Consider the following 4,799-nt stretch of genomic DNA (forward strand, 5'->3'; position numbering starts at 1 on the left):
GCACCTGTGCAGGTGCGCGCGCACGAGTGTCCGTACCCCGGTCGTAGCGGCCTGCCGGAGGCGGTGGCGGGGAAACGGGCATAGAGTGGATGCTGATCCGTGACTCGACGAACTCGTGGAGGAGCCGTGGCGTTCTACCAGGCACTCAAAGCAACCGGTGGCCCGATTCTCAAGGCCGCCTACAAGCCGTGGATCCGCGGGAAGGAGAACGTCCCCGAGTCCGGGCCGGCGATTCTCGCCTCCAATCACAACGCCGTGTGGGATTCGGTCTTCCTGCCGATGATGCTCGATCGCGAAGTCGTCTTCATGGGCAAGGCCGACTACTTCACCGGCACCGGCGTCAAGGGATGGGCGACGAAGGAGTTCATGCGCGCAGTCGGCACGATCCCCGTCGACCGCTCCGGGGGCTCGGCTTCTGAAGGCGCCCTCAAGGCGGGCCTCGAGCGCCTCCGCTCGGGCGAGCTCTTCGGCATCTACCCCGAGGGGACGCGTTCACCCGATGGGCGCCTCTACAGGGGCAAGACCGGTGTCGCGCGCCTCGCCCTCCTCTCGGGCGCCCCCGTCATCCCGGTCGCCATGATCGGCACCCATGCCGCACAGCCGATCGGCCAGAAGTTCCCCTCGCGGACCAATATCGGCATGGTGATCGGCGAGCCGCTCGACTTCTCGCGCTACAAGGGCCTCCACAAGGACCGCTTCGTCCTGCGGGCCATCACCGACGAGATCATGTACAACCTCATGCTCCTGTCGGGCCAGGAGTACGTGGACCTCTACGCCGCGGATGTGAAGGCGAAGCTCGCCGCCGAGGGCAAGTTCGACGGCCCTGTGCCGACCAATGGGAGGCCCGCGCCCGGAGGCAGGACCGCGCCCGTCGTCGAGGTCCCTCAGCGCCCCGAGGACCCGCGTGAAGGCGAGGGGCCTCTTGCGGGCGCGAACGATGAATCGGGGCCCACGCCCTGAGCCCCCGCGCGGACGCTCTGATCGCGGACCGAGTCCGCGGGACGGGCGGCCCATGCCCATCCCCGCCCTCCGGGTAGGATGAACCCGGTGCGTGCGCGCCGTCCGGCCGCACGATCTCAACGCTGAAAGGTGTCATCAATGTCGGTTCGCCGCGTCGCTCTGCTCACTGCCGGTGGTTTCGCCCCGTGCCTCTCCTCCGCGGTCGGCGGTCTCATCGAGCGCTACAACGAGATCGATCCTTCGATCGAGATCATCGCGTACCAGAACGGCTACCACGGCCTGCTCACCGGCAACTACGTCGTCGTGGACGAGGAGGCCCGCAAGCACGCGGGGATCCTCCACCGCTTCGGGGGCTCCCCGATCGGAAACTCGCGCGTCAAGCTGACGAACGCGAAGAACCTCGTTGAGCGCGGTCTCGTCGCCGAGGGCGAGAACCCCCTGCAGAAGGCGGCCGAGCAGCTTCGCGCCGACGGCGTCGACGTCCTGCACACGATCGGCGGCGATGACACGAACACGACCGCGGCCGATCTCGCCGCCTACCTCGAGGAGCACGACTACCACCTCACGGTCGTCGGCCTCCCCAAGACGATCGACAACGACGTGATCCCGATCCGTCAGTCGCTCGGCGCCTGGACCGCCGCCGAAGAGGTGTCCGAGTACGCCCAGAACGTGATCGGCGAGCACCGCTCGAACCCCCGCATGCTCATCATCCACGAGATCATGGGACGTCACTGCGGCTGGCTGACCGCTGCGGGGTCGAAGGAGTACCACGAGTGGCTGAAGACCCAGGAATGGGTGCCCTCGATCGGCCTGTCGAAGGAGCGTTGGGACATCCACGCCATCTTCCTGCCCGAAATGGCGATCGACATCGATGCCGAGGCCGAGCGGCTCAAGGCGATCATGGACGCGCAGGGCAACGTCAACATCTTCCTCTCCGAGGGCGCGGGCGTCCCCGAGATCATCGCCGAGATGGAGGCCGCCGGCCTGGAGGTCCAGCGCGATCCCTTCGGTCACGTCAAGCTCGACACGATCAACCCCGGACAGTGGTTCGCCAAGCAGTTCGCGGCGAAGATCGGCGCCGAGAAGGTCATGGTCCAGAAGTCGGGCTACTTCTCGCGCTCCTCGCGCGCGAACGCCGAGGACCTGCGCCTCATCAAGTCGATGACCGACTATGCCGTGGAATGCGCTCTGAGGGGCGAATCCGGTGTCATCGGCCACGATGAGGAGAACGGCGATCGTCTGGCCGCCATCGCCTTCCCGCGCATCGCCGGCGGCAAGCCCTTCGACATCACGCAGGAATGGTTCACCGGTCTCATGGCCGAAATCGGCCAGGATGTGAAGCCCGCGGCGAAGTGAACCTGCCCGTCAAGCCCGGTCGTGGTGGATCGAGATACGTCCGCGACTCGATCCACCACGATCCGGAACAGTTGAACGCCCCGGATTCGGGGAGCGACGCCCCCTGGGATTCATGGCGTTCGCACGACGCCGTTCAGCAGCCCGACTACCCGGATGCGGAGGCGGTCCGCGAGGTCGCGGCGAAGCTGAGGCGCCAGCCTCCGCTCGTCTTCGCAGGTGAAGTGGATGACCTGCGCGAGTGGCTCGGCGCTGCGGGCAGGGGAGAGGCCTTCGTGCTCACAGGCGGCGACTGCGCGGAGACCTTCGCGGAGTCGACGGCGGATCACCTGCGTTTGAAGATCCAGACGCTTTTGCAGATGGCGGTCGTGCTCACCTACGGCGCATCGATGCCGGTGGTCAAGATCGGGCGCATCGCGGGCCAGTACGCCAAGCCGCGATCGAAGGATACGGAGACCCGCGGGGGCGTCACCCTGCCCTCGTACCGCGGTGACGCCGTGAACTCCTTCGAGTTCACGGCCGAGGCCCGGATCCCCGATCCGCACCGGCTCCTCGACACCTACCATCATGCGGCGGCGACCCTCAACCTCATCCGCGCCTTCACGAAGGGCGGGTACGCGGATCTGAGGCTCGTCCATCACTGGAACCGGGGATTCACCGCCAATCCGTCATATGCGCGCTACGAGTCCCTCGCGGAGGAGATCCATCGGGCCGTGAAGTTCATGGAGGCCGCGGGTGCGGACTTCGATTCGCTTCGGGAAGTGGATCTCTACTCCTCCCACGAGGCGCTCCTCCTCGAATACGAGTCGGCGATGACCCGCATCGATTCGCGGACCGGCCGTGCGTATGACACCTCCGGGCATTTCCTCTGGGTGGGGGAGCGGACTCGCGATCTTGACGGCGCGCATGTGGAGCTCCTGCGCCGCATCCGCAACCCGATCGGCGTGAAGCTGGGCCCCACGACCACGCCGGAGCAGATGCTCGGCCTCGTCGAGCGCCTCAATCCCGACGGCCAGGAGGGGCGGCTGACCTTCATCACGAGGATGGGCGCTGATCGCATCCGCGACCGCCTGCCGGCCCTGCTCGAAGCGGCGAAGGCCGATGGCCGTCCGGTCACCTGGATGACCGATCCCATGCACGGGAACACCATCACCTCCTCGTCCGGATACAAGACCAGGCGCTTCGAGACGATCATGGATGAGGTCAAGGGCTTCTTCGAGGCGCATGACGACGCGGGGACGGTCCCCGGCGGCATCCACGTGGAGCTCACCGGGGACGATGTCACCGAGATCGTCGGCGGTTCCGAGGAGCTCGATGAGGCCTCTCTGGCGAGCCGTTACGAGACGCTGGTCGATCCCAGGCTCAACCATCAGCAGTCCCTGGAGCTGGCCTTCCAGGTCGCGGAGCACCTCAAACGCTCCGGGGAGTGATCCCGGCGAGAATGCGGCAGGGGGCTCGACGCGCTGGCGTCGGGCCCCCGCCCAGAGGTTCCAGGGGGGTCAGACGACGTACAGGGTGATGGTCGAGCCGATCTTGACGACATCGCCCGCACCGGGATCGGTGGAGCGGGCGGTGCCGAAGATCCCGCCGAGCACGCGTTCGACGCGGACCTGAAGTCCGGCTCCTTGAAGGATCGCGATCGCCTCGCTCTCCTGCTTGCCCTGCACCGAGGGGACCTGAACGTTCTCCGGGCCCTTCGAGACGACGTATGAGACCTCGTCGCCCTTGAAGAGGGTCGTGCCCTCCGCGGTCGACTGGGAGACGACCGTGCCCGCGGGAACCGAATCGGAGAACTCCTCAGTCGGGTGCGGGGAGAGTCCGAGATCTTCGAGCGCGGTCTTCGCATCATCGGCGGACAGGCCGGCGAGCTTCGGAACGGAAAGGGGCTCGCGTCCCTTGGAGACGACGATCCCGATCTGCGTGTCGTGGGGAATCGAAGAGTCCTTTTCGATCTTCTGCGAGATCACCGACCCTTCGGGGACCTCTTCGGAGAACTCCTCCTCGACATCGCCCAGCGCGAGTCCCGCGGCTTCGAGGAGGGCCGCGGCCTGCGCCTTCGATGAGCCCACGACATCGGGCACGATGCGCATGTCGATGCCCTTGGACACGACGAGGCGCACTTCCGCGTCCTTGTGAACGGGCTGACCGCCCTCGGGATCCGAAGAGACCACCTGGCCCTCGGGCACCGTGTCCGAGAACTCCTCCTCGAGGATCGTGCCGAGGCCGAGAGCCGCCAGATCGGACTCGACGGCGCTCGCCGAGCGCAGGGCCGTCTGGGGCATCGTGATGTAGGAGCCGGGACCGTACTCGGTCCACCACCACCAGCCCCCGCCGGTGCCGATGATCGCGAGAAGGACGAGCACGGCGATGATCCGCCCGATCCTGCGGCGCTTCTTCGCCTTCGCGGGGGGCTGGGACTCGGGTCCGTGGGCGCGCACCACCGCTTGGGATGTCGCGGGCAGGGGCTCGGGGAGGGGGGATGAGGC

4 protein-coding genes are annotated in these 4,799 nt (G+C 67.1%); 3 read left to right on the forward strand and 1 reads right to left on the reverse strand.

The genetic code is table 11. The features are described from left to right. The first annotated feature begins 126 nt into the window (after nucleotides 1-126). From ACQY7V_RS07705 to ACQY7V_RS07715, 3 genes are all read left to right on the forward strand, one after another. Nucleotides 127-960, forward strand: coding sequence for a lysophospholipid acyltransferase family protein (locus tag ACQY7V_RS07705; RefSeq protein WP_235361559.1), 834 nt, complete (start codon nucleotides 127-129; stop codon nucleotides 958-960). A gap of 138 nt (nucleotides 961-1,098) precedes the next feature. Then, nucleotides 1,099-2,316 carry a pyrophosphate--fructose-6-phosphate 1-phosphotransferase gene (locus ACQY7V_RS07710; protein WP_235361558.1) on the forward strand — a complete coding sequence of 406 codons (1,218 nt, stop codon included), beginning with the start codon at nucleotides 1,099-1,101 and terminating at the stop codon, nucleotides 2,314-2,316. Then, nucleotides 2,313-3,743: a class II 3-deoxy-7-phosphoheptulonate synthase gene (locus ACQY7V_RS07715; RefSeq protein WP_407822772.1), complete on the forward strand. Its 1,431-nt coding sequence runs from the start codon at nucleotides 2,313-2,315 to the stop codon at nucleotides 3,741-3,743. The genes ACQY7V_RS07710 and ACQY7V_RS07715 overlap by 4 nt, the downstream gene beginning before the upstream one ends. 69 nt (nucleotides 3,744-3,812) lie before the next feature. Here the strand turns inward: ACQY7V_RS07715 and ACQY7V_RS07720 are convergent. Further along, nucleotides 3,813-4,799 (reverse strand): PASTA domain-containing protein (locus ACQY7V_RS07720; RefSeq protein WP_428639656.1); only part of this gene is annotated, 987 nt, incomplete at its 5' end.

This window comes from Schaalia sp., assembly GCF_050312375.1.
Taxonomy (GTDB): Bacteria; Actinomycetota; Actinomycetes; order Actinomycetales; family Actinomycetaceae; genus Pauljensenia; species Pauljensenia hyovaginalis.

Coding starts and splice junctions, on each gene's coding strand:
- ACQY7V_RS07710 (WP_235361558.1), top strand. CDS start 1,099: ATGTCGGTTCGCCGCGTCGCTCTGCTCACTGCCGGTGGTTTCGCCCCG.